General features: G+C 71.8%; 19 protein-coding genes. 12 read left to right on the forward strand and 7 right to left on the reverse strand.

Features of this window, described 5'->3' with window-relative positions; genetic code table 11:
• Nucleotides 1–464 precede the first annotated feature (464 nt).
• The 11 genes from ABFJ78_RS13125 (at nucleotide 465) to ABFJ78_RS13175 (ending at nucleotide 13592) form a co-directional block, all read left to right on the forward strand.
• Nucleotides 465–860 carry a hypothetical protein gene (locus ABFJ78_RS13125; RefSeq protein WP_436386235.1) on the forward strand — a complete coding sequence of 132 codons (396 nt, stop codon included), beginning with the start codon at nucleotides 465–467 and terminating at the stop codon, nucleotides 858–860.
• Nucleotides 861–871: 11 nt separating this feature from the next.
• Nucleotides 872–1318: a phage tail protein gene (locus tag ABFJ78_RS13130; protein WP_364456881.1), complete on the forward strand. Its 447-nt coding sequence runs from the start codon at nucleotides 872–874 to the stop codon at nucleotides 1316–1318.
• Between the two features lie 5 nt (nucleotides 1319–1323).
• Nucleotides 1324–2085: a CIS tube protein gene (locus ABFJ78_RS13135; RefSeq protein WP_436386236.1), complete on the forward strand. Its 762-nt coding sequence runs from the start codon at nucleotides 1324–1326 to the stop codon at nucleotides 2083–2085.
• The gene (locus tag ABFJ78_RS13140; protein ID WP_436386237.1) at nucleotides 2078–3898 is read left to right on the forward strand and encodes a VgrG-related protein; all 1821 of its coding nucleotides are present in this window, start codon (nucleotides 2078–2080) and stop codon (nucleotides 3896–3898) included. The genes ABFJ78_RS13135 and ABFJ78_RS13140 overlap by 8 nt, the downstream gene beginning before the upstream one ends.
• A 12-nt stretch (nucleotides 3899–3910) precedes the next feature.
• On the forward strand, nucleotides 3911–4192 hold the full coding sequence (locus ABFJ78_RS13145) for a PAAR domain-containing protein (protein ID WP_436386238.1): 282 nt from the start codon (nucleotides 3911–3913) through the stop codon (nucleotides 4190–4192).
• Nucleotide 4193: 1 nt separating this feature from the next.
• A complete protein-coding gene (locus ABFJ78_RS13150; RefSeq protein ID WP_436386239.1) occupies nucleotides 4194–4619 on the forward strand; it encodes a GPW/gp25 family protein in 426 nt (141 codons plus the stop codon).
• Nucleotides 4619–6580: a putative baseplate assembly protein gene (locus tag ABFJ78_RS13155; protein WP_436386240.1), complete on the forward strand. Its 1962-nt coding sequence runs from the start codon at nucleotides 4619–4621 to the stop codon at nucleotides 6578–6580. The genes ABFJ78_RS13150 and ABFJ78_RS13155 overlap by 1 nt, the downstream gene beginning before the upstream one ends.
• On the forward strand, nucleotides 6577–7116 hold the full coding sequence (locus ABFJ78_RS13160) for a phage tail protein (RefSeq protein ID WP_436386241.1): 540 nt from the start codon (nucleotides 6577–6579) through the stop codon (nucleotides 7114–7116). Before ABFJ78_RS13155 ends, ABFJ78_RS13160 begins: the two co-directional genes overlap by 4 nt.
• 3 nt (nucleotides 7117–7119) lie before the next feature.
• Nucleotides 7120–8097: a zinc ribbon domain-containing protein gene (locus tag ABFJ78_RS13165; protein ID WP_436386242.1), complete on the forward strand. Its 978-nt coding sequence runs from the start codon at nucleotides 7120–7122 to the stop codon at nucleotides 8095–8097.
• Between the two features lie 22 nt (nucleotides 8098–8119).
• On the forward strand, nucleotides 8120–12169 hold the full coding sequence (locus tag ABFJ78_RS13170; RefSeq protein WP_436386243.1) for a VWA domain-containing protein: 4050 nt from the start codon (nucleotides 8120–8122) through the stop codon (nucleotides 12167–12169).
• A 103-nt stretch (nucleotides 12170–12272) separates the two neighbouring features.
• Nucleotides 12273–13592, forward strand: coding sequence for a COG1470 family protein (locus ABFJ78_RS13175; RefSeq protein ID WP_436386244.1), 1320 nt, complete (start codon nucleotides 12273–12275; stop codon nucleotides 13590–13592).
• A gap of 7 nt (nucleotides 13593–13599) precedes the next feature.
• On the opposite strand, the gene ABFJ78_RS13180 is transcribed toward ABFJ78_RS13175, so the two are convergent.
• The 6 genes from ABFJ78_RS13180 to ABFJ78_RS13205 form a co-directional block, all read right to left on the reverse strand.
• Nucleotides 13600–14226 carry a response regulator transcription factor gene (locus tag ABFJ78_RS13180; RefSeq protein WP_436386245.1) on the reverse strand — a complete coding sequence of 209 codons (627 nt, stop codon included), beginning with the start codon at nucleotides 14224–14226 and terminating at the stop codon, nucleotides 13600–13602.
• A 94-nt stretch (nucleotides 14227–14320) separates the two neighbouring features.
• Nucleotides 14321–14971 (reverse strand): response regulator, encoded by a 651-nt coding sequence (locus tag ABFJ78_RS13185; protein WP_436386246.1) that lies wholly within the window; start codon nucleotides 14969–14971, stop codon nucleotides 14321–14323.
• Between the two features lie 4 nt (nucleotides 14972–14975).
• Nucleotides 14976–15650, reverse strand: coding sequence for a sensor histidine kinase (locus ABFJ78_RS13190; RefSeq protein ID WP_436386248.1), 675 nt, complete (start codon nucleotides 15648–15650; stop codon nucleotides 14976–14978).
• 294 nt (nucleotides 15651–15944) lie between these two features.
• Nucleotides 15945–17621 carry a phospholipid carrier-dependent glycosyltransferase gene (locus ABFJ78_RS13195; protein WP_436386249.1) on the reverse strand — a complete coding sequence of 559 codons (1677 nt, stop codon included), beginning with the start codon at nucleotides 17619–17621 and terminating at the stop codon, nucleotides 15945–15947.
• Nucleotides 17622–17706: 85 nt separating this feature from the next.
• Nucleotides 17707–18762, reverse strand: coding sequence for an alpha/beta fold hydrolase (locus ABFJ78_RS13200; RefSeq protein ID WP_436386251.1), 1056 nt, complete (start codon nucleotides 18760–18762; stop codon nucleotides 17707–17709).
• Nucleotides 18763–18773: 11 nt separating this feature from the next.
• Nucleotides 18774–20033, reverse strand: coding sequence for an esterase/lipase family protein (locus ABFJ78_RS13205; protein ID WP_436386253.1), 1260 nt, complete (start codon nucleotides 20031–20033; stop codon nucleotides 18774–18776).
• Between the two features lie 366 nt (nucleotides 20034–20399).
• Between ABFJ78_RS13205 and ABFJ78_RS13210 the strand changes: the two genes are divergently transcribed.
• Nucleotides 20400–21428: a hypothetical protein gene (locus tag ABFJ78_RS13210; protein WP_436386255.1), complete on the forward strand. Its 1029-nt coding sequence runs from the start codon at nucleotides 20400–20402 to the stop codon at nucleotides 21426–21428.
• 700 nt (nucleotides 21429–22128) lie between these two features.
• On the opposite strand, the gene ABFJ78_RS13215 is transcribed toward ABFJ78_RS13210, so the two are convergent.
• A complete protein-coding gene (locus ABFJ78_RS13215; protein WP_436386257.1) occupies nucleotides 22129–22419 on the reverse strand; it encodes a hypothetical protein in 291 nt (96 codons plus the stop codon).
• Between the last annotated feature and the right edge of the window lie 93 nt (nucleotides 22420–22512).

Here is a 22512-nt window from a genome sequence, read left to right on the forward strand (position 1 = left end):
CCGGCCCGACGAGCGAAGCCACCGCACTGCCGGTCAGCCGAGCGGTGCAAGACTCCCCGCTCCCGGCCGGCCGGACGAGCGAAGCCGCAGCATTGCCGGTCAGCCGAGTGCTACGGACGAGCGAGACCACAGCGCTTCCGGTAAGCCGAGCTGTCCCAGATCTCCCACACCTGGCCGACCCGACGAGCGGCACCACGGCGCTCCCCATCACCAGTGCGGTCCAAGACCTCCCGCTCCTGGCCGGCCGGACGAGCGCGACTGCGGCTCTCCCAGTAAACCGAGCGGTCCAAAACGTTCCACTACTGGCCGACCCCCCAAGCGGGACCGCGGCGCTCCCGACCACCAGCGCGGCACAAGGCCTCCCGCTCCTGGCCAACCCGACGAACGGCACCGCGGTGCTCCCGGCCAGCCGGACCGACGAGACCCCCGCCCTCCCGGTAACACCGAGGACCGAGCAACCCCTTGTGATCGCGCGAACCCTCGACGCTCCGGCACTGACGATCCCACCGCTGCCCACCCCACCGACCGCGACAGGTCCGATTCACCGGATCAACAGCGAGCCCCTCTCCGTGGCCCGCGCGAGCGAAACACCGCCGGCGCCGATCACCCACAGCGAACCGCCGGTCATCGACGCGGGAACCCACGAAGAACCCACCCAGCCGGCAACGAGCCGCCAAGACACACCGGCCGTCCAACGCGCCCCAGAGCCGGCACCGGAACCCGCGCCCACCCCAGCCTCCCCACCGCCGGAAACCGAAGAACTCGTGAAGAAACTCTTCGACCCGCTCCTGCGGCGCCTCAAGACCGAACTCCGCCTCGACCGTGAGCGCCGGGGCGCGCTCACCGATCGCCCGCACTGAAGGAGATGCCGATGCCGGACACCGAAGAGGCCGTCGCCGTTTGCTACGTCGTCAAGCTGGACGACAAGAACCTCGGCAACCTCGGCGCGTTCTCCAGCTGCGACGGCCTGGGCTGCGAATTCGTGATGGAACAGCGGGAAGAGGGCGGCAACAACGGGATGGTCTGGCAGCTGCCGACCCGGATCAAGTACTCGAACATCAAGCTCTCGCGACCGGTCACCGAGGCCAGCGGGCAGATCACCAAGTGGTTCGCCAGCCTCGCGAGCGGGATCGAGCGCAAGACCGCCACCATCGAGGCCCGCACCCTCGAAGGCAAGGTGATCGCCAGCTGGGCGCTGGAAGGCGTCGTCCCGGTGCGGTGGAGCGGGCCGCAGCTCTCGCCCGACTCGCCCAAGGTCGCCACCGAAACCCTCGAACTGGCCCACCACGGCTTCCTCAGCCCGGCGAAGAAGGGCTGACGCCGATGTCCTCGCCCGTCACGTTCACCTCGGCCGGCTCCCAGTCCACGGCGGCCTACACTTCCGGCGCGCCCAACAACCTGCAGCGCGCGCTGCTGGAGGTCCGCAAGCCGCCGCAGTCCGGGGGGACCGGGCAGCCGCCCGGCGACAAGCTGTTCGACATCAAGTTCCAGTTCAACCCCAAAGAACTGTCGCTCAGCAAGAACGCCAAATGGGGCCGCGACGCCCAGCCCAACGCCAAGAAGAGCGCGCCGCCGCAGTTCAAGGGCTCCGATCCGGCCAAGCTCGCGCTGGAGATGTTCCTCGACGCCACCGACAAGATGGACGACGCCGTCGTCAAGAAGGTCGAGCAGCTGTTCACCTGCTGCGTGGCCACCGAGGACAGCCGCCAGCACCGCAAACCGTCGCCGCCGTGGGTGATCTTCAAGTGGGGTGGCATGACCGGCTTCCCCGCCTACGTCTCCTCCGTCACCGCGAAGTACACGCTGTTCACGCCGTCGGGGACGCCGGTGCGCGCGGTCTGCACGGTCAACCTGGAGGAGATCTCGGGCGAGCTGGGCGGCCAGAACCCGACGTCCGGCGCGCTCGCGGCCCGGGACACGCATGTGCTCGTCGCCGGGGATTCGCTGCCGTCGGTGGCGTTCCGCGCCTACGGTGACGCCGGGAAGTGGCGCGAGATCGCCGACGCCAACGACATCGACGACCCGATGCGGCTGCGGCCCGGCACCCCGCTGCTGGTGCCCGCGCTGGAGGAGCTCGATGGCTAACGAGACCTTCACGAACACCCTCATGATCGAGGTCGAGGGGACCGCGCTGCCCGACGACGTCAAGGTGATGCTCAGCTACGCCTACGTCGACGACAGCCGGAACCTGCCGGACACGTTCGTGCTGCGCTTCCGCGACCCCGGGTCCGTCGTGCTGGACAAGGGGAAGTTCAAGGTCGGGGCGAAGGTCGAGCTGAAGGTCCAGACGTCCGACCCCGAAGCCCCGCAGGACCTGCTCTCGGGCGAGGTCACCGCGGTCGCGATCGACCTGGACAGCCACGGCACGTTCACCGAGGTGCGCGGGTACGACCACGCGCACCGGCTGTTCCGCGGCCGCCGCGTCACGGCGTACCCGAACATGACGATCGCGGACGTCGTGCGCAAGGTCGCCCAGCGCGCGAAGCTCCCGGTCGGCAAGATCGACAACGTCACCGGCTTCGGCGGCCGCCCGCACACCCAGCTCGGGCAGGACAACGTCAGCGACTGGGAGTTCCTGTCGCGGCTGGCCGACGCGGTGGGCGCGCAGATCGCCGTCCGCGAAGGGAAACTCAACTTCGAACTCCCCGAGAAGCCCGCCGGCGCGCCCTCGACGACCACCAAGGCGACGGCCGACCCGCTGGTTCTCGAGGCGCACGGGACGCTGGTGAGCCTGCGCGCCAGCGTCACCGCGGCCGAGCAGGTCCCGGAGGTCCGGGTCACCGGCTGGGACTACGAGACCAAGCAGGGGATCTCCGCCACCGCGGTCCCGAAGAACGCGGGCACGGACGTGCCGGGGGTGGATCCGGTGGCGCTGGCGGGGAAGTTCGCGAGCCCGCCGTTCCTCGACGCCGCTTCGCCGCGGCGAGTCCAGGCCGAGGCGGAGGCGACCGCGAAGGCGCTGGCCGACCGGTTCGGCGGCGCCTGCACCGAACTCGACGGCGTCGCCAAAGGCAACCCGAAGCTGCGCGCGGGCACTGCGGTCACACTCACCGGCGTCGGCCGGCCGTTCTCGGGGAAGTACACGCTGACCAGCACGCGGCACCTGTTCAACGCCGAGGTCGGCTACACCACCGAGTTCACCGTGTCCGGGCGCCAGGAACGCTCGCTCTACGGCCTGGTCGCGGGCGGGTCGCCCGGCTCGTCGTGGCCGGGGCTGGTCCCCGCGCTGGTCAGCGACCTCAAGGACCCGGCGAAGCTCGGCCGGGTCAAGCTCACCTTCCCCTGGCTGGACAAGGACTTCACCAGCACCTGGGCGCGCACGGTCCAGCCCGGCGCCGGCAAGGACCGCGGCGCGGTGGTGCTGCCCGAAGTCGGCGACGAGGTCCTGGTCGGCTTCGAACACGGCGACTTCGAGGCGCCCTACGTGCTGGGCGGGCTGCACAACGGCAAGGACACCGCGCCGAAGTTCACCAAGGAGGTCGTCGACGGCACCAGCGGCGAGGTCGCCGTCCGCGGGTTCGTCTCGCGGAAGGGGCACAAGCTGGAGTTCGCCGAAGCGGACGGGATCACCCTGTCCTCCGGGGACGCGAAGTTCGTGGTCAAGATCGACCAGAAGAACCAGGTCATCGAAGTGACCAGCGGCAAGAGCGTCACGGTCAAGGCCCGGAACGGCGTGAGCATCGACGCCGGCACCGGGCCGCTGGAGCTCAAGGGCCAGAAGGTGATCGTGAAGTCCCGGACCGACGCCAGCGTCGAGGCGGGAACGCAGCTGAAGCTGAACGGCACGGCGGGCGTGAAGGTCGAGGGCGCCACCGTTTCGGTCGCCGGCCAGGGCCAGACGGAGCTGACCGCCGGCGGTGTCGTCACCGTGCGCGGCAGCGTGGTCAAGATCAACTGACGGGGGAGCGACATGCCACCAGCCGCGAGGGTCGGTGACCCGACCGGGCACCCGGGCGTCATCGCCGGGCCGGGGGTGCCGACCGTGCTGATCGGCGGCATGCCGGCGGCGAACGTCGGCACGCTGCACACGTGCTCGTTCCCCCCGCCCGCGGTGCACCCGCCGACGCCGATCGCGCCGCCGGGCTGCCCGACGGTGCTCATCGGCGGCCTGCCGGCGGCCCGGCTGGGCGACCTGGCCGCCTGCGGCGCGCCGATCGTCATGGGCTGCCCGACCGTCCTGATCGGAGGCTGACGTGGATTTCCTCGGCCGCGGACTGGCGTTCCCGCTGCACACCGACGCGACCGGCTCGATCGCGCTGGTCGGGGGCGAGCGCGAGGTCGTCGAGAGCATCCGGCTGATCCTGGCGACCTCCCCGGGGGAACGCCCGATGCGCCCGGAGTTCGGCTGCGCGGTGCACGACCTCGTGTTCGCGCCCGCCGACGCGGCGACCGCCGGGCAGATCGCCTACGAGGTGCGAGTCGCGCTGGAACGCTGGGAGCCGCGGATCGCCCTCGACGACGTCGTCGTCCGCTTCGACCAGGCCGACCGGGGCACCCTGCTGATCGACATCCGCTACCACCTGCGCGGCACGAACGACCCGCGCAACCTCGTCTTCCCCTTCTACGTCATCCCGCCGCACGAGCCCACGGCGCCCGATTCCCAAGTGGACGGTGCGTGATGTCCCTGCCGCTGCCCAACCTCGACGACCGCCGGTTCCAGGACCTGGTCGACGAAGCCAAGTACCTGGTCCAGCGCAACTGTCCGGAGTGGACCGACCACAACGTCTCCGACCCCGGCGTCACGCTGATCGAGACGTTCGCGCAGATGGTCGACCAGCTGCTCTACCGGCTCAACCGGGTGCCCGACCGGCACTACCTGCGGTTCCTCGACCTGATCGGGGTCCGGCTGTTCCCGCCGGCCGCGGCGCGCGCCGACGTGACGTTCTGGCTCTCGGCCGCCCGGGACGTCCCGGTGGTCGTCGCGGCCGGCAAGCAGGTCGCGAGTGTGCGCACCGAGGTCGAGGACCCCGTGGTGTTCACCGTCGAGCGGACGCTCACGATCGTGCCGTGCTCGCTCGCGCACCTGGCGACCAGCACGTCCGACACCGGTCTGCCGCCGGTCGACCGCACCGACGAGCTGCTCGTCGGCGGCGGCCCCGCGGCCTTCGCCGAGACCCCCGCCCCCGGCGACGCGGTCTGCTTCGGCCTGTCGGACGCCGTGCCCGGCTGCGCGGTGCTGCTGCGCATGAACTGCGAGGTCGAGGGCCAAGGTGTCGACCCGCGCGACCCGCCGTGGCGGTGGGAGGCCTGGGACGGGACCGGCTGGGTGGCCTGCGAGGTCGACCGGGACAGCACCGGCGCGTTCAACCGCGCCGGGGACGTCGTCGTGCACGTCCCGCCCGGGCACACGATGTCGGTGCTCGCTCGCCGCCGCGCGGGCTGGCTGCGGTGCCGGCTGGTCGAGGCCAAGGAGAACCAGCCGTTCTACCAGCGCTCGCCGCGGTTGCACGCGGTCGAAGCCTCGACCATCGGCGGCACGGCCGGCGCGGTGCACGCCGAGGTCGTCCGCAACGAGATCGTCGGGACCTCCGACGGCACGCCGGGCCAGCGGTTCCCGCTCGGCCGTGCCCCGGTGGTCGCCGGCGACGGCGAGCTGGTCGTCGAGGTCTCGGGCCCGGACGGCTGGCAGCAGTGGACCGAGGTCCGCTCGTTCGCCGGCTCCGGGCCGGACGACCGGCACGTCGTGCTCGACCGCGTCGGCGGCGAGGTCGTGTTCGGTCCCGCGGTCCGCCAGCCCGAGGGCGGCCTGCGCTACTACGGCGCGTTCCCGGCCAAGTCCGCCGCGATCCGCGTCCCCGAATACCGCTCCGGCGGCGGGCGGCGCGGCAACGTCGCCCGCGAGGTCCTCGAGGTGCAACGGGACCCGATCCCGTTCGTGAGCAGCGTCGTGAACCGCCGTCCCGCGATCGGCGGCGTGGACGGCGAGTCGGTGCGGGACGCGCAGGTCCGCGGGCCGCTGCTGCTGCGCACCCGCGACCGCGCGGTCACGGCCGAGGACTACGAGCAGCTCGCGCGGGAAGCCGCGCCGGAAGCGGCCCGGGTGCGGTGCATCCCGGCGCACGGCGCCGACGGCCGCGAGACCGGCGCGATCCGCGTCCTCGTCGTGCCGGCGGTGCCCGACACCGGCGAGCTCGTCTTCGCCACCTTGATGCTGGACGCCGGCATGCGCGCCCGGATCGAACGCCACCTCGACGAACGGCGCTGCGTGGGCGCGCTCGTGTCCGTGGAGCCGCCGTTCTACCAGGGCGTCACCGTGGTCGCGCGGCTGCGGGCCCGGCGCCGGACGACGGCTGGCACCCTCGGCGCCCGGGCGACCCAGGCCCTCTACGACTACTTCAACCCGCTCAGCGGCGGCCCGGACGGCGACGGCTGGCCGTTCGGGCGCCCGGTCCAGTCGGGGGAGGTCTTCGCGGTGCTGCAACGGCTTCCCGGCGTCGAACTGGTGGAGGACGTGCGCCTGTTCGCCGCGAACCCGATCACCCGCGAACGCGGCGACCAGGTCGACCGGCTCGACCTGCCGCCCCAGGCGCTCGCGTTCTCGTTCGGGCACCAGGTGCGCGTGCGGGAGGCGGGCGCGTGAGGGCGGGGATCCCGGGGCTACCGAGCGCGCACCCGATCGGCGAGCAGCTGCCCGCGGTGTACGCCGAGGACCGGTTCGTGCGGGGCTTCACCAGCGCGCTCGACGAGGTCCTCGCCCCAGTCCTGTCCACATTGGACAACTTCGCCGGCTACCTCGACCCCGGCGTGGCGCCCGAGGACTTCGTCGGCTGGCTGGCGCACTGGGTCGCGCTGCGCGTCGACGAGAGCTGGAGCACGGAGCAGCTGCGGCAGCTGGTGACGCGCTCGGTCGAGCTGCACCGGTGGCGCGGCACCCGGCGTGGCCTGGCCGAGCACGTGGGACTGCTGACCGGCGGGGTGGTCGAGGTGACCGACAGCGGCGGCGTCGTCGCCGCGCCGCGGCCCGGTGCGCCACTGCCGGACCCGGGACCGGCGTGGGTGCGGGTGCTGGTGCGGGTGCCCGATCCGGCTCGGGTGGACCGCCGGCGGCTGACGGCGGCGGTCGTGGAGGCGGTGCCCGCCCACGTGCGGGTCGCGGTGGAAGTGGTGGAGGGGTAGCGGATGGTCATCTACGCGGAGTGCGGGCACCAGGGGCCCGCCGACGTCGAGTTCTGCGGCGAATGCGGCCGGTACCTGAAGTGGGACGACGACGGCCCGGTCGCGGTCCGGGCGCAACCGGTGGTGCAGCAGCAGGTCGTGCAGCCCGCCGAGCCGATCGCCCCGGTCCGCCAGCCGGTGGCGCGGACCGTCGAAGAACAGGTCCTCACCCCCGGCGATCTGATCTGCGGCCGGTGCGGCAAGGGCAACGCGCCCACCCGCAACTTCTGCAGCCGCTGCGGGGCGTCGCTGGCCGAGTCCGAGATCGTCAAGACGTCCTGGTGGCGGCGGCTGTTCGGCCGCAAACCGAAGGAGCACAAGGCGGGCGCGCGGCCGGGCAAGGACGGCGTCCGCCGCCGGACCGGCCGGGCCGGGGCCGCGCGCCGGACCGTCGGCAAGGTGATCCGCCGGGCCGTCGCGGTGGCGCTGGTGCTCTCGGCGCTGGTCTACGCGTTGTACCAGCCGTTCCGCGGCGCGATCAACACCGCGGCGACCGGGCTGTGGAACCAGGTGACCGGCATCTTCGAGGCCAAGCTGAACCCGGTCCACCCGGTCAAGGTGACCGCGACCGCGCAGGCGGACGGGCACGCCGCGCCGCTGGTCACCGACAACGCCAAGAACACGTTCTGGGCCGCCCCCGTCGACCGGGAACCGGTGCTGGTGTTCACCTTCGACCACCCGGCGGACCTGCGGAAGGCGATCGTCTACTCCGGTGACGCGGCGAACTTCCCGGCCGAGCACCGGCCGCAGAAGCTGCACCTGGTGTTCTCCACCGGCAAGACCTACGACATGGCGCTGGCCGACACGCCGGACGCCCAGGAAGTCCCGATCGAGAACAGCGCCGGCGCCACGAGCGTCGAGCTGCACGTGACCGGGCTGTACCGCTCGCTCGACGGCACGGACGTCGCGATCTCCGAGATCGAGCTGTTCGAGGCCGGCTGAGCCACCTTGGGGAGGACCGACCATGCGCGCGAACCGAGCGGTGGCGGGTGTCGCGGTCGTCGCGGTGCTCGGCGGCTGGGCGATCAGCGGAGCGCTCTCGCCGACCGCGGCGCAGGCGCCGGCACCGGCGGCGCCCTACCGCGTCGGCTACGTCAGCGAGGCCACGACGGGCCTGTTCCAGGCGACCGGGGAAGGCGCGCAGGCGACGCTGCCCCGCGGGGTCGGGAGCGTCGACTCCGACGCGTCCGCCGGCACCGGTGGCATCGTGTGGGTGAGCCACCGCGCCGCGTCCCCCGGCGGCGCCGAGCGGGACGGCGAGCTCTACTACCTCGCCGACGGCGCGCGGCTGCCAGTCCGGCTGACCGACGACGAAACCGTCGACACCCACCCCGCGCTGTCCCCGGACGGCCGCGCGGTCGCGTTCGCCTCCGACCGCACCGGCAGCCGGAACCTGTTCGTGATCGGCGTGGACGGCCGCGGCCTGCGCCAGGTGACGGCCGGCCCGGCCGCCGACGACTCGCCGAGCTGGTCGCCCGACGGCACCCGGCTGGTGTTCAGCAGCACCCGCGACGACCCGGCCGGGGACATCTACACCGTCCCGGCCGCCGGCGGCGCCCCGGCGCGCCTGACCGCGGACCCGGCCGCCGACACCCAGCCCGCGTGGGGGCCGGCGCGGATCGCGTTCACCACGACGCGCTTCCACGCGGGCGGCGACGTCGTGCTGATGGCCGACACCGGCGGCGCGGTCACCCGCGCGGTGCCCGATCCCGGCGACTCGGCCGAGCCGGCGTGGTCGCCCGACGGCACCCGCCTGGCCTTCACCACCCGGACGCCGGACCCGCTCGGCGACGTCAAGGAGGTCTCCGGCGGCCGCGTCTCGGTCGTCTCGGCGCTGTCCGGCACCGGCGAGACCGAGCCGGCGTTCCGCGCGACCGGGCAGCCGGTGTTCACCGAGCTGCGCGCGGGCGGCAGCACCGACATCTGGAGCGCGGACGCGACCGGCGGCGACCGCCGGGATCTCACCCAGCGCCCGGACGCCGACGAGTTAGACCCCGCGTTCTCGGCCGACGGCACGCTGCTGGCCTACACCGAACAGGCCCCCGGCGAGTCCTCGGCGTCCCGGATCATGGTTGCGAACGCCGACGGCAGCGCGCCCCGGCGGTTGACCGCCGGGCTGGAGGTCTTCAAGCGCGAACGGCACCCGGCGTGGTCGCCGGACGCCACGATGATCGCCTTCACCGAGTCCACGATCGTGAACGACGGTGGCGGCCGGGACTTCGTGCGGATCGTGCGCGTCGCGGACGGCCGCGTCCTGGGCGACATCCCGCTACCGCCCCACCTGCGCGGCGACGACTCGCAGCCGGTGTGGTCGGCCGACGGAACGAAGATCACGCTGACGCGCGCGGCCACGCGGGTCGCGCCGCCGGGACCGTCCAGAGTGGACCCGGCGGTGGTCGACATCCCCGTGGGCCAGGGCTCTTCGGCGGCGATCGACAAGACCGTCCAGACCGACCGGGTCCCGCCGCGGCCGGACATCGTGCTGCTGATGGACCAGACCGACTCGATGGGCGACATCCTCAGCCAGATGAAGACCAAGCTGCACTCGGTCATCGGCACCATCCGCGACAAGGAGCCGGACGCCCGGTTCGCCGTGGCGGCGTTCGGCGACCGCGACGACGCGATCGCGCCCCCGGACAACCCGGCGCCGCTCGGTCGGCTCTTCCAGGTCCAGCAGGACCTGATCGCGGCCGACGACGCGGGCATGACCAAGCTGGACGAGGCCTTCGCCCGGGTCAACCGGGGCGGCGGTGGCGACATCGCCGAAGACTGGATCTACGCACTGCACAAGGTCGCCACCGGCGCCGTCCGCTTCCGCGAGGACAGCAGCCGGATCGTCGTGCTGGTGGGCGACGCGACCAGCCACGACCCCAGCGGCAACCCCGAACGCGACGCTACCGCGACCCGGCTGTCGGCCGGCGCCGAACTGCTGGGCGCGAAGATCAAGCTGGTCGCGGTGCCCGTCCTCACCGGTGGGAGCGCGAGCAATCCCGACTACGAACTGGACCGCAAGCACCAGGCGAGTGACACCGTCCGCGAGGTCGGCGGGGTCGTCACCCAGACCAGCGACGAGAAGTCGGTCGCGGACGCGATCATCGCGGGCATCGGGGACCTGCCGGTCGCGGTGCAGCCGGTGCCGTTCTGCGACCCCGGCCTCACCCTGACCTTCAGCCCCGAAGCGCAGCGGGTGCCCGGTGGCACGAACGCGAAGTTCGTCGAGACCGCCACCGTGTCGGATTCCGCGCCGCTCGGAGCTTTCCTGCACTGCCGGGTCGAATTCCGGCTGAACGGCGAACCCACCGTGCGGCCCGGCTACACCGAGGACGTCACCGTGCGGGTGAAGGACCCGCGGTTGCCGCTGATCACTGTGCACGACAAGACCGTGCCCGGCACCACCCCGACCGTCATCGAGTACCCCGCGACCGCGATCGACGCCGACCGCGAAACCGCGATCACGCCCTTCTGCACCCCGTCCTCCGGCAGCCTGTTCCCCGTCGGAGCCACCACCGTCACCTGCACCGCCACCGGGCGCAACGGCACTGCCACCGAAACCGCCGTCATGGCGGTCGACCCGGGCGGGAACCGGCAGGAGCTGTGGCAGGTCTCGCTCACCCCGGGACCGGACAGCGTCGTCACCGGGACCCAGCGGGACCTCTCTCCGTCGTTCGGAGAGCCGTGCGGCACCGGACGGCAGGGCTCGGCCGACGTGTCACCCGACGGCGCCACGATCGCGTTCCGGAACGACAGCCGGTTGATCTGCGTCGCGGCCGCGGACGGCGGACCCGCGCGGGTTCTGGTGCAGAACGCCGACTTCGTCGACGACCCCGCCTGGTCGCCCGACGGCACGCTCGTCGCCTTCGACAGCGCGCCCAGCGAATCCCCGTCGGGCATCCGGATCGTGCCGTCGGCCGGGGGCGCGTCGACGCTCCTGATCGACGGCCCCGGCGGGGCGTCGCAGCCGGCGTTCCAGCGGATCGCGGACGTTGGCGTGACCGCCACCGCCGTCCCGGCCGCGATCGCGTTCGGCGGCCTTACGACGGTCGAGTTCGTGGTCACCAACCACGGGGCCGCGACCGCGCCCGGCGTCGGGTTGTTCGTCCGGCTGACCGCCGGGTTGCGCCCGCAGGCGCCCCTCACCACGGCCGGCACGTGCACGCCGGAGCTGGTCTGCGCCTTCGGCGCGCTCGCGCCGGGAGCGAGCGCGCGGCTGCGGTTCAGCGCGGCCGGCGCGGTGTCCGGGCCGCAGGCCGCGACCGGCACGGTCACCGCGGCGGGCGGGGACGCCGACGCGCGGGACAACTCCGCCACGGCGGTCGTCACCGTCGCCGAGAAGCCGGCGCCGCCGATCACGCCCGGCTCACTGTCGCTGGGGATGGCGGTGTCGGCGGTGCCGCTGTTCGTAGGCGGCGACGACGTCGTGCTGACCTTCCTGGCGCACAACGGTTCCGGCGCGCCGATGCCGGACGTCCGCCTGGCGGTCCAGCTGCCGCCGCAGCTGCCCGCGACCTCGGTGACGCCGGGGTGCGCACCGAGCGGCGTCAGCTGCGCGCTCGGGACGCTCGCGCCCGGGCAGACGGTCGAGGTCCGCGTCGCGCTGGCGGCCAAGGCGGCCGTCGACGCCCCGGTGTCGGCGACCGTCGCCACGACCGGGCCGGACACCACCGCCGCCGACAACGCGGCGAACGCGCGCGTGGTGATCCGGCAGCCGGTGGTGACGGTGGACCCGGGGATCGGCTCCCTGGGCTTCGTGCCGCGCGTGACGGGCACGGACTTCCCGCCCGGCGCAACGGTCCGGCTGGCGTGGTCGGCCGGCATCTCGGCGACCCCGGGCCTGGTCACGGTCGGCGCGGACGGGAAGTTCCAGGCGCAGTTCCTGATCTTCCACCACGACCTGATCGGCCCGCGCACGGTGTCGGTGGCTTCGGTGATCGGGCCGAAGTTCCAGGCGGTGCAGTCGAATCCGATCCTGGTCGTGCTGCGCACGGAACAACCGCCGTTCGTCACCCGCGGCTGAGGCGCCCGGGGCGAACCGTTGCCCGTACGGGCAACCACCGGCGCACGGCCGCACACCCGTCCGCCGGTGCCGCACCGGGTGGCGGGCGCGGAGACTTCCCTGCATGGGAGCAACGGCGACGCTGTCGGAAGCCGGCCTGGTCGCGGAACCGGGCGAGGAGACGACCTGCTCGGTGACCATCCGCAACGCCGGGCAGGTCGTCGACCAGTTCGCGGTCGACGTCGTGGGCGACGCGAGTGGCTGGGCCACCGCGGACCCGGCGACGGTCAACCTGCTGCCGGGGGAGACGGGCACGGTCACCGTGCGCTTCGCCCCACCCCGGTCCTCCGACGTCCCCGCCGGGACGATCCCGTTCGGGGTCCGGGTGTTCTCCAGCGAGGACCCCGCCGGCTCGGTGGTCGAGGAGGGCACCGTCCAGCTGGGCGCCTTCACCGAGGTGACCGCCGAGATCGTCCCGGCCAAGGTGGAGGCCGGGTCCAAGGCCGATTTCGAGGTCGCCGTCGACAACCGGGGCAACCGGCCGGTGGCGGTGGAGCTGAGCCCGTTCGACCCGGAGGACGAGCTGGAGTTCCGGCTCGAACGCGAGCGGGCGGACCTGGCGCCCGGCACGGCCGCGTTCGTCCGCATGCGCGCGAAGCCCCGGAAACGGTTCCTGCGCGGGCAACCCGTGCGGCACCGCTTCCAGGTGTTCGTCACCGCCGACGGTGGCGAGCCGCTCAAGACCGAAGGCACCATGGTGCAGCGGCAGCTGCTGCCGAAGTGGCTGCTGCCCGCGCTCGCCGCGCTGCTGGTGCTGCTGCTCGCCTTGGTGACGCTGTGGTTCACCGTGCTGCGCCCCGCGGTGAAGTCCGCCGCCCGCGAGGCCGCCCAGGAGCAGAACCAGGAGATCGTGAAGGCCGCGCAGGACGCCGGCGCCGGGGCCGACCAGGCGAAGAAGAACGCCGACCAGGCCAAGCAGAACTCCGAGCAGGCGATGAAGGCCGTCGGCCTGACGCCGCCGGGGGAGAACACCGGCGGTGGTACCGCCAACGACGGCACCACCCCGAGCCGGGCGAACGCCGCCACCGGGACACCGACGGACTTCCGGGTGGCCGCGGACGCGAACATCGACGCGAACGTCAACCGGTTCGCCGAGTTCCCCTACACCATGCCGGATCCGGACAAGACGCTGGTGATCACCGACCTGATCCTGCAGAACCCGCGTGGTGACACCGGAACCCTGCGGCTGCTGCGGGATTCCGGCGGCACCAAGAGCGTCCTGCTGGAGGTCGGTCTCTCCAACTTCCGCGACCTCGACCACCACTGGCTGCAGGCCTGGCGCTTCCAGCCGGGCGAGAAGATCGTCCTCGCGGTCAGCTGCCAGAACCCGGGTGACCGCGGCCGCTGCACGCCGTCGGTCTCCTTCTCCGGCCGGGTCGAGTGAACCCGGGTCAGATCAGCCCTTCGCGCAGGGCGAAGGCCACCGCGTGGGCGCGGTTGCGCAGCTGGAAGCGGTTGGTGATGTCGTGCAGGATCGACTTCACCGTCCGCTCGGAGTAGCTCAGCTGGTCGGCGATCTCCTTGGTCTCGAACCCGTCGGCGACCAGCCGCAGTACCCGGGTCTCCCGTTGGGACATCCCGGCGAGGTCCCACCCGTTCGGGTGCAGCACGTCCCGCTGCAGCCGGGACACCCGGGACAGCAGCCGGCCGAGCAGGTCGGGCGGCAGCGCGCCGTCCCCGGCGGCCGCGGTCTTGACGAGCCGGACGAGGGTGTCGGGGGTGGCGTCGGCGCGGCGGATGATCGCCGACACGCCGTTGCCGACGACGTCGAGCAGCTCCGAGTCCTCCACCTCCCCGGCGACCAGGACGACGCCGGCGTGGTCGGCGCACTGGAGGCTGCGCAGCAGCTGCCGGGCTTCCTCGTTCAGGCGTTCCACGATGACCAGCACCACGGCCCGCTCGCCGGCGCAGTCGTCGGCGAAGCGGATTTCGGGACGTGACCGCAGCGCGGCCGTGACGCCGGCGCGGGTGATGGTGTCGGTGGCGTGCAGCAGCACCGGGACCTGGTCGGTGATCATCGGTTGGCCCTCCCTCGAACGATGTCGGTTCCCAGGATCGGGGTGCGGGGGCTCGCCGACCAGGGAGGTGGAGTCCCGATATGTCCCGCTTTCCTTACTCCGATCGGGCAATGCCGGCTTCCCGGGCCCTGGCGATGGCCTGGGCGCGGTCGGTGACCCGGAGCTTGCGGAAGATGTGGGAGACGTGGTTGCGCACGGTTTTCTGGCTCAGCACCAGCTGGTCGGCGATGGAGGCGTTGCCCATCCCGCGCGCGACGAGCACCATGATCTCCTGCTCGCGCGCGGTCAGCCGCGGGAACGATTCGTCGCGCGGCGTCGCGGTGCCCAGCAGCGACAGCACCCGGGTGGCGATCGCCGGGCTGAAGATGGCTTCGCCGTCGCCGATCACGCGGACGGCGCGGATGATCTGCTCGGTGCGCGCGCCCTTGAGCAGGTAACCGCGGGCGCCCGCGCGCATGGCGGCGAACACGGCGGCTTCGTTTTCGAACATGGTCAGCATGAGCACGCCGGTGTGCGGGGCGGCGGTCACGATCCGCCGCGTCGCCTCGACGCCGTCGAGGTCCGGGAGGTTGAGGTCCATCAGGACGACGTCGGGTTCCAGCTGCCGCGCGAGGGCGACGGCGGTGCGGCCGTCGGGCGCTTCCCCGGCGACCTCCATGCCGTCGGTGCCGTCGAGCAGGGCGTGCAGCGCCGCCCGGAAGACGGGGTGGTCGTCGACGACGAGGACGCGCAGGGCGGGGAACATCGCCTCACGCCCTGGCGAGCGGGAGCCAGGCGGCGATCCGCGTGCCGCCCGAGGCGACCGGTTCGACGCGGCAGCCGCCGCCGAGGTCGCCGGCGCGTTCCCGCATCGACCGCAGGCCGGTTCCGCCGGCCGTGGGCAGCGCTTCGCCGTCGGTGCCCACGCCGTCGTCGACGATCTCGACGTGCAGGTCACCGTCGCGGGGCCAGAGGTGGACGGTGCACTGGCGGGCGCCGGAGTGGCGGGCGACGTTCACGAGGGCCTCGCGGATGATCCGGTACGCGGTGACTTCGACTTCCGCGGGCAGCGGGGGTAGCTCGGCGTGCACCTCGACGTCGACGCGCAGCGGGCCGTGTTCGGCGGGCACCCGGTCGGTGAGCGCTTCGGCGTAGCGGCGCACGGCCAGGACGAGCCCGGCTTCGTCGAGTGCCGGCGGCCGCGCGTCGGCGACGATGCGGCGCAGGTCGGTGATGGCGCGGTAGAGCTCGTCTTCGAGCCGGGCCAGCAGGTCCCCGGCGGCGGCGCGGTCGCGGGCGATCAGCTCGCGGGCGGCGCGCAGCCCGAGCACGGCGACGGCGAGCGTCGGTCCGAGGCCGTCGTGCAGGTCGGTGAGCACCCGTTTCAGCCGGTCTTCGTACCCGGCCGGAGCAACGAAGTCGGCGACGACGAACGTCCGGCGCATCTTTCACCCCCGTCCGGCGGAACGGACCGGGCCCTCCGGGCGCAAGGCGGAGAGCCGGCTCGTGCGGGTGGGCCAACCGGCTTGCGCTGTTTCGCGTAGCAGAGTGGTTACCCGTTGTACTAGTCGCCGCATCCGGTTCCGGCGTTTCACCCCGGACCCCCGGGTAAGGTCACGGAATCGTTTCGATGCCGGGGCGCGAGTAACGGGAGCGGCCGAGTGGCGCAGAAAACCGGGGCGCGCCGAAATCCATTCATGAACTGCGCCGGGAATTGGTCGAAGTTCGACACGGTCGGGCTATGACCGGCGGTAGATCGTGATGGAGTGCCCGACGTCGTCGATCGGCGTGCTGCCGGCGATCAGCGCCGCGAGGCGGTCGTCGGCCTTGGCGATGGCGGAGTCCGACACGGCGAGCAGTCCGTGCACCTGCTCCGGCGGCACGGCGAGCGGGTCGGCCGCGTCGATGCCGTAGTGGGACGGCACCCCGCTGCCCTTGTAGACGAGCCAGACCCGCACACCCGGGTGACGCTCGCCAAGGCGGTCGGCCAGCCGGCCCAGGTCCTGGCCCCAGTCGACGTTCGAGTCGTGCAGGCGCAGGTGGGTCCGCGCCGGCCCGCCGAAGGCCTCGTTGGAATAGGGCAGGTAGTACGGGAACGTCCACAGGGAACTGATCGCGGTGGAGGCGACCAGGACCGCGGCGGCGGGGCGGGCCCACCGGCGGCGGACGGAGACCACGCCGGCAGCGGCGACCGCCAGGAACACCGGGACGAAGAGCGCGTAGCGAACGCCGAGGTCGCGTTCGCCGGTCATGGCCGCGGCCAGCAGCACCGCCGGGGGCGCGAGGACGTAGAGGGCCGCCGGCCGTAGCCGGGGGACCACCAGCAGCACGACGGCACCGGCGAGCCCCAGCGCGAGCATGCCCAGCGGCGTCTTCACCAGCAGCGCGGCCGGCAAGTAGTACCACCGCGAACCGAAGTAGTGCGTGCCGAGCAGGAAACCGCTCCACACCTGGTCTTCGAAGCCGAACTGGACGTGCATCCCGTCCCGGTACGGCTGGGGGAACGGCAGCCAGTCGGCGACCTCGCGCAAGCCTTCGACGCCGGGCAGATCGGCCGGCGTCGCCCACCGCAGCCCCGGGTCCACGGCGAGGTAGGAGGCCCACACGACGGCGACGGCGACCAGCACGAAGACGGTGGCCGCGACGGGACCGGCGAGCCAGGCAGCCTTTTTCGGGTCGAGACGCCGGGCGCGGCGGACCGACAGCACGGCCAGGAGCAGCAGCACGGGTACCGCGGCGAGGGCGCTCATCTTGGTGGCCAGGGCCGCGCCGAGGGCCAGTCCCGCGAGGGGGAGGTAGCCGGCGGGGCGGTGCCGGGCCCGCCACAGGAGCCAGACCGACGTCAGCAGGAAGCCGGCCACCGGCACGTCGAGGGTGGCCAGCGACCCGTGCGCGATGACGTCGGGGGAGAACGCGTACAGCGCGAGCGCCACCAGCCCGCCGGCGGAGCCGGTCAGCTCACGCGCGAACGCGAAGACGACCAGCCCGAACAGGAGCGTGAGCAGGATGACCGGCAGCCGGGCCGCGAGCAGCAGCCGTCCCGGGTCGTTGCCCGACTCGTACAGCACATGGCGGCCCAGCTGCGTCTGGTCGCCGGTGAAGGCGGGGTCGAGGTGGACGTCGGCGAAGGCCAGGCCGGTGGCGATGATCAGCTTGCCCAGGGGAGGGTGCTCCGGATTGTACCGCAGGCTGTGCTGCTGCCAGTAGACGACCGCGGTGCCCACGTAGACCGGCTCGTCGATGGTCGGGGTCTGCTCCACGGCCGTCGTGATCATCGCGACCGCCATCTCGGCGAGAAACGCGAAGGCGATGAGCGCGACCCACCACCGCCGGCGCCGACCCGGCGGGGATGGCTCCTGCGGGATCGCCTCCACCGTGCCCGAAAGCCCGCTCGCGGCGTGTACCAACTCGGACATCCTTTCGCGGGCGAGGTGTCCCCGGCGATCGTGGGACGCCTCGCTCCTGCTTCGGGTTGCCCGGCCGGCTGAGCCCGTGGACCGATCAGCCCTTGGCCAGCACCTCGTGCAGGGCCATCGAGAACTCCTTCGGTTTCTCGATGTGCGGGCTGTGCCCGGTGTCGGCGATGACCACTTCACGGTAGTCGCCGCCCGCCGCGGCGTACCGGTCGAGGACCGCTCTGGTCTGGGTGACCATCGGCTGCGCGGGACGGGTGGCCTCGCCCGGCCAGCCGGGCACCGCACCGAGCCGGCCGAGGTGGGCCAGGTCGAACATGGACTTGTCGGACACGATCTGGTCGTCCGCTCCCCGCACCCAGAGGATCGGGGGCTTGGGCTCGATCGCGTCGAGGTCGGCGAGGCGGAAGTTGCCGGGCGCCATCGTGTTGAGCACGCCACGGGTGCCCGGCGCGACGCCCGGCCACGCGTCGGTCGTGGTGAAGTCGCCGGGGTAGTGGTCGTCGCCGACCCGGGTGGTGAGCATCGACTCGACGAAGTCGTCGAGGCGGGCGGGGTGGAACGGCGGCTTGACGTAGAAGGCCAGCAGCACCTGCCGTGGGGAGAACGGCGACTCGTCCGAGGCGTCGCCGTCCTTCAGCCGGGCGACGAAGTCCGGGTTGGCTCCACCGCCGCCCGAGCCGGCGCCGGCCGCGTCGACCAGCTCCCCGTCCGCACCCTTGGTGCCGCCGTAGCCGTAGGGCGAGACCGGGTTGACCAGCGTCACGGTGCGCGCGAGCGAGGTTCGCTCGCGCAGCAGCTGCAGGACCACGCCGCCGCCCATGCTCCAGCCGACCAGGTGCGCGGCGTCGATGCCGAGTGCGGCCAGCGTGGCGGCGACGTCATCGGCGTAGTCGCGCACGCCCCGCGTCGCGTCCACCGGCAACGGGTCGGTACCGCCGAATCCGCGCAGGTCCACCGCGATCGGACGGTACCGCGGCGGCAGGTCGAGCATCGCCTCCTGCCAGAAGGCCGAGGACGAGACGTTGCCGTGGACGAACACGACCGGCTCGCCGTGCTCCCGGCCGGCCACCTCCAGCACGTGCACGGTCAGCCGATCGGTCGTCACCTTCGCCGAAGTGATCCCGTCGAGGAGTGTGGTCACTGCCGTTCCTTTCACGCCAGCCAGCTGGTCACCTGGGACATCGACGCCGACGCCCAGCCCAGCTGCAAGTGGTTCACCGATCCGACCAGCGCCGTCGCGGCGAGGTGGCCGATGCCGGTGCTGTCCAACGCGCTGGCCACGAACACGATGCCGTCGCTCGGGCCGCGGTTCTCGTTGAACACGCCGACGATGGTGGGCGAGCCGCCGGCCAGCAGATACACCGAGACACTTGCCGGGGTGCCGGCGGACTGGATGGTAGAGATCATCGACCCGGCGTCGATCGCGGCCTGGATGCCCGTTCCGTCGGTGTAGAAGCCCTGGCCGCCGTAGTAGGTCGTGTACCAGTCCTGCTGCGAGCCGTCCACGCCGAACGCACCGTCGAAGCGGGCCAGCATCTGCCGCTGCCCGGGGTAGGTGTCCCATCCGGCGGTAGGTGTGATCGACAGTTCCGGGTGGTAGGTGTACCTGCCATAGCAGGTCATCCTGGTGTGCGGGCTCGGCGCGTTGATGTTGACGCCGCACTCCGGCCAGATCGACAGGTCGTGCGCGTAGCCGTGCGCGAACGGGTAGTCGTAGCCACCGTTCGGCCCGCCGAGGGTGATCAGTTTGCGTACGTCGCCGGCGTAGGCCCGCCCCCACGGGGGCTTCACCGAGGAGACATACATCCGGGTGGACAGCTCGCCCTTGCTCCAGCCGACCAGGTCGACCTGGCTCACGCCCAGCCGTGCCTTGATCAGCGCGACCGCGTCACCGACCTGCTGTGCCTGCTGGCGGTTCTCGCCCTGCTTGTGCGCGAAGCCGACGGCGAACACCCGGTACCCGCGCGAGCTGAGGTACTGCATCAGCCCGGTCGACGGGCACGTCGCCGAGCCGCACCCGAAGCCGCCGGATTCGTTCGGGTTGGCCCACGCCCGGTCGGGATTGTCGTTGGCCCCGTGGACCAGCAGCACCGGCGTGGCCTTCGCTCCGGTCGACCACCCGGGTGCGGAGTAGAGCAGGAACCGCGACGAGGACGGCTGCGCCACCCCGCCGAAGAAGGTCAGCCGCTGCCCGTCCTGGTTGCCCCGTCCGTCCGGCGGGTACTGCTCGTCGGCGAATCCCGGTGTGGTGTCGCGGTACCGCTCCACCTTGTCCCACCCGTTGGCAACGGTGCCGAACGTGGCCTCCTTGGTCAGGTAGGCGGGATCGGCCGCGGCAACCGGCAGCACCGGCGCGGCGACCTCCACACCGACGACAATGGCCGCAGCGGCCACCAGGCTGAGCAGGCGCACGACGGGCTCCTCACGACATCGGGAGAACTCCGCAACTATCGGCCGCCGGGCGAGCGGTGGCAATGTGCGCCGGCCACGCTCCGCGCGCGTCGGACATGGTCGCGGGCACCACCTCGGGAGTTGGTGTCGCGGACCGCCGTGGCTCGCCGCGCTGTCGTCAGGTGCTCACGTGTGTCCAGAGACGGCCGAAGGTGCACACGGCCCCGATCAGGCTCTGCGGCACCCCTCGGCGCGACTCTTGGACGGTGACCTGCCGGCATCAGCTGCCCTGGTCGGCCCACCAGGTCCGGGTCCCGCCACGCGGCCGTCCGTGCACGTTCGAGTGGTCTCGGTAACGAACCCGAGCGGCCGGCAGACGTAGCGAGTATGGAGCGTGAGAAGGCGATCCGGCGGGCGGAATCGGATTCCCGGAGCGTTGCCCTGCACCGCGCGCACCGGATGCCACCTTCGATTCCGCCCGAGCCCGCCATCGGGCCGGACGCGCTGCTGTCGTTGCAGCGCACCGGTGGCAACGCTGCGGTGTCGCGGCTGATGGCTCAGGTCCAGCGCGTCACCGACTTCGAGCCCCTCGCCAAAGAGGCCTACGACAAGAAAGGCACGTGGCACGGGTTCATGCGCCGAAGCGGTTGGCACGTGTCGATCTTCCCCAACGGGCAGAGGAACCGGACATTCGACGAATTCCACATCACGCGGGAAGACATCGGCGGGAACAAGCATCACTTCTACACCGACGACGGGCACGTCAAGCTGAACGACCTCAACAACGTCGCGTTCGACGACAAGGCGGCCTGGGCAACGGCCAATGCAATGGCCGCCGAGTTCTACCAGACGAAGCTCAACCTGCACCTGACAGCCGAGATGCTGGGCCAGGAGATCACGACCTTCAGACGGCACACCGGAAAAGTGATCTCCGAGGTCGAACACAGAGCAGCCGAACGGCGTCGCCACGAGAAGCAAAAGGCGGAGGAAAAGGCGCCGCTGCCCCAGATCGGGCAGGCCGAGTACATCGACATGTTCGCCGACGACGAGGAGACGGAGACCAGCGCTCCATCGAAGCCGGTGCCGATGGAGACGGCTCCCGCTCTCGGCGAAGGCTTGCACGTCGACAGGCCGGTGCCGGTTTCCGCGCAAGCACCACAGGAGGTACCGCTCGGCGAGCGTTACCCGGCACCCATCGCGGCGCCGCCCGTCATCGCCGAACCGCTGCCGGCCACCACGGCGGAGTTGCTCCGGCTGTACCGGAACCACGTGGCCACGCTGGCGGTGCACGAAGACGTGCGACACCGGTGGTCCGACGCGCTGGAGCAGCTCTACGTCCGGATCGGGCGAAACATGAGCGTCGCCCAGTTGAAGATATTGTTCGACCAGATGTTCACCAGTCGCCTGGCCGTCTAGGGAACACACCCGAAACGCAGGCATCACTCGGCTGGGCGGCTCACGCGGCACGGTGCGGCTGCAGGCAGACCGGTCGGCCGTCAGGATCGACACGTGCACTAATTGCCCCTGATCGATCCCCACGATCGTCCCCCGATCAAGTGAATCCACTGACGGAAGATCAACCGGTTTGCCGCGACCTGCATGATAGTCCCGTCCGGGAACTCGGACGCCGAATCGACTGAGGAAGGAGTTTCGCGTTTTCGACGCAGCGGCCACACCGCGTCCGGGGTGTTCGCGCTTGCCTTTGCACGATTTTATCCGACGACAGGAGCTCTATCATGCGACTGACTCGCATCACCGCTGCACTCGCAGCCACCGCGGCAGCCATGCTGGTCCCCGTCACCAATGCCGACGCCACCGCCGTTGCGTGCGGTGGCTCCGTCTCAAGTGGGCCCATCGGCGCCAACGGCTGCATCAGCGCCGATAGGAAGGAGGTAAAACCACTCCCTCTTCGCGATATCGCCGCCCATGTTGTCCTGAAAAACACCAGCTCTCACGCTGTCCAGGTCGATTACGAAGCATTTCTCAACGACGGCTCTGGTAGCTGGGCAAAGATTGGCAACGGGCGCACGCAGGTTCCCGCCCGCCAAACTGTCGGCCCTGTCGAAATCGGCAGTCAAACCCGCGTCTGTGCTCCCCACAGGGTCGAGATCCGCGTTCACGTCAAGCCCTCTGGGGGCGCGTGGAGCAACTGGACCAACGCGGCAACTTCCCAGTGCCAGACCTGAACGCCACGGCGCATAGTCGGTGTGCCGCGGTGCGGCGTCAATACCCGCCAGTGCAGCGCCGACCGGCGAACCTGCGGGCAGCGCAGTAAGCCGGGGCCGATCCATCCCTTGATGACCACGTCGGCGACCGACTTCGGCTTGACCGTGGCCAGGCTGGCGATGAGCACGCCGGAAGCCACGAGCACCACGGCGGGGACGTCATCGACGCCGGCGAGGAGCACGCAGGTGTCGAACCGGAATAGAGGAACGTCGCTTATGAACCGGTCCTGACCAGCTCAAACATGCGACGAGGCCGAGGGGGCGCGCACGGCTCG

Origin of the sequence: Amycolatopsis sp. MEPSY49 (genome assembly GCF_051337345.1) — a bacterium.
GTDB lineage: Bacteria > Actinomycetota > Actinomycetes > Mycobacteriales > Pseudonocardiaceae > Amycolatopsis.

What these genes read in the sequence shown, in the direction of transcription:
- ABFJ78_RS13135 (WP_436386236.1), top strand. Translation starts at nt 1,324, where the DNA reads ATGTCCTCGCCCGTCACGTTCACCTCGGCCGGCTCCCAGTCCACGGCG.
- ABFJ78_RS13190 (WP_436386248.1), bottom strand. Translation starts at nt 15,650, where the DNA reads ATGCGCCGGACGTTCGTCGTCGCCGACTTCGTTGCTCCGGCCGGGTAC.
- ABFJ78_RS13185 (WP_436386246.1), bottom strand. Translation starts at nt 14,971, where the DNA reads ATGTTCCCCGCCCTGCGCGTCCTCGTCGTCGACGACCACCCCGTCTTC.
- ABFJ78_RS13175 (WP_436386244.1), top strand. Translation starts at nt 12,273, where the DNA reads ATGGGAGCAACGGCGACGCTGTCGGAAGCCGGCCTGGTCGCGGAACCG.
- ABFJ78_RS13140 (WP_436386237.1), top strand. Translation starts at nt 2,078, where the DNA reads ATGGCTAACGAGACCTTCACGAACACCCTCATGATCGAGGTCGAGGGG.
- ABFJ78_RS13195 (WP_436386249.1), bottom strand. Translation starts at nt 17,621, where the DNA reads ATGTCCGAGTTGGTACACGCCGCGAGCGGGCTTTCGGGCACGGTGGAG.
- ABFJ78_RS13210 (WP_436386255.1), top strand. Translation starts at nt 20,400, where the DNA reads ATGGAGCGTGAGAAGGCGATCCGGCGGGCGGAATCGGATTCCCGGAGC.
- ABFJ78_RS13130 (WP_364456881.1), top strand. Translation starts at nt 872, where the DNA reads ATGCCGGACACCGAAGAGGCCGTCGCCGTTTGCTACGTCGTCAAGCTG.
- ABFJ78_RS13180 (WP_436386245.1), bottom strand. Translation starts at nt 14,226, where the DNA reads ATGATCACCGACCAGGTCCCGGTGCTGCTGCACGCCACCGACACCATC.
- ABFJ78_RS13155 (WP_436386240.1), top strand. Translation starts at nt 4,619, where the DNA reads ATGTCCCTGCCGCTGCCCAACCTCGACGACCGCCGGTTCCAGGACCTG.
- ABFJ78_RS13145 (WP_436386238.1), top strand. Translation starts at nt 3,911, where the DNA reads ATGCCACCAGCCGCGAGGGTCGGTGACCCGACCGGGCACCCGGGCGTC.
- ABFJ78_RS13165 (WP_436386242.1), top strand. Translation starts at nt 7,120, where the DNA reads ATGGTCATCTACGCGGAGTGCGGGCACCAGGGGCCCGCCGACGTCGAG.
- ABFJ78_RS13170 (WP_436386243.1), top strand. Translation starts at nt 8,120, where the DNA reads ATGCGCGCGAACCGAGCGGTGGCGGGTGTCGCGGTCGTCGCGGTGCTC.